Source organism: Vibrio sp. 1180_3, from assembly GCF_029478545.1.
Lineage (GTDB): Bacteria > Pseudomonadota > Gammaproteobacteria > Enterobacterales > Vibrionaceae > Vibrio > Vibrio aestuarianus.
On the sequence record NZ_SJFM01000129.1, the window covers coordinates 1 to 1065 of the forward strand.

2 protein-coding genes are annotated in these 1065 nt (G+C 41.9%); both read left to right on the plus strand.

Annotation, left to right across the window (positions count from 1 at the left end; all coding sequences use genetic code 11):
* The first annotated feature begins 145 nt into the window (after positions 1 to 145).
* Positions 146 to 532: a tautomerase family protein gene (locus EYW48_RS21195; RefSeq protein WP_171375593.1), complete on the plus strand. Its 387-nt coding sequence runs from the start codon at positions 146 to 148 to the stop codon at positions 530 to 532.
* 9 nt (positions 533 to 541) lie between these two features.
* The gene (locus EYW48_RS21200) at positions 542 to 826 is read left to right on the plus strand and encodes an antibiotic biosynthesis monooxygenase (protein ID WP_168524166.1); all 285 of its coding nucleotides are present in this window, start codon (positions 542 to 544) and stop codon (positions 824 to 826) included.
* Positions 827 to 1065 lie beyond the last annotated feature (239 nt).

Consider the following 1065-nt stretch of genomic DNA (forward strand, 5'->3'; position numbering starts at 1 on the left):
TTCACATAACAAGCAATTCAAGTGGATTCTCAACGCGTGGCAGTTTTACTATGCGTTAGGTAAAGTGTTTTACGGTGCAATGCAGCGGCTTGGCCAGTGCGTTGTTCACCACTTAATTGGGCGTTATACGTTCAAAGGAGGAACGGTGGTAGTCATATATGGAATTAAAGAGCTTTTAAATCCGATCAAAGCTCAATTATCTGATGTAATTCAAGCATCTATGACTCAGGTTTTAGGGCTTCCTGAAAGCAAACGTGCTCATAGAATCGTCTCCCTAGACAAATCAGATTTCTATTACCCAGAGGGTAGAAGTGATGCCTATACCGTCATCGAGATTAACATGATGGCAGGGCGTGAAATTGAAACTAAGAAAGCCCTAATTAAGGCTCTTTTCGAGAATATCGAAACTCACATTGGTATCGCTCCAATAGATATTGAAATCACAATTAAAGAGCAACCACCTCATTGTTGGGGTTTTCGTGGCATGACTGGTGACAATGTCACGGACTTAACATACAAAGTTAATGTGTAGGGTGGTAAAATGGGCAAGGTTATTTTGTCGGGGTATATCGAAATTCCCGAGAATGAACTAGAAGTTGTGACTACAGCGTTAGAAAAGCATATTGAACTCACTCGTCAAGAAATTGGGTGTCTCGTCTTTGAGGTGATTCAAAGTACAGATGACCGAAATAGGTTTAATGTGTACGAAGAATTTGTCGATAAATCAGCATTCGAACTGCATCAGGAAAGAGTCAAAGCATCACATTGGGGGCAGGTTACAGTCAATGTAAAGCGCAGTTACAGTATCGAGGAACTGAACGTATAACAAACAATTTAAGAGGGATTCCCAACGCTTGGCATTTTTGCTTCTACTTCAAGTTAAGTGTTTATGGCACAATGCCTTAGGTTGGGTGGTAGCGTTGCTCACCCCTTAATTGGGCGTTAGCTGGGGTTAAGAAAAGCTGTGAATTTAGGGTGGAAAGGCTTTCGGTTTTCTAGCTACACACCGGACAAATCTCAGCTTCTCAACTATCTCGCCAGTGGCACTTTTCGGGAAGTGTTTGA

Excerpts from the sequence above, each read along its gene's own strand:
- EYW48_RS21200 (WP_168524166.1), top strand. The coding sequence starts at position 542 with ATGGGCAAGGTTATTTTGTCGGGGTATATCGAAATTCCCGAGAATGAA.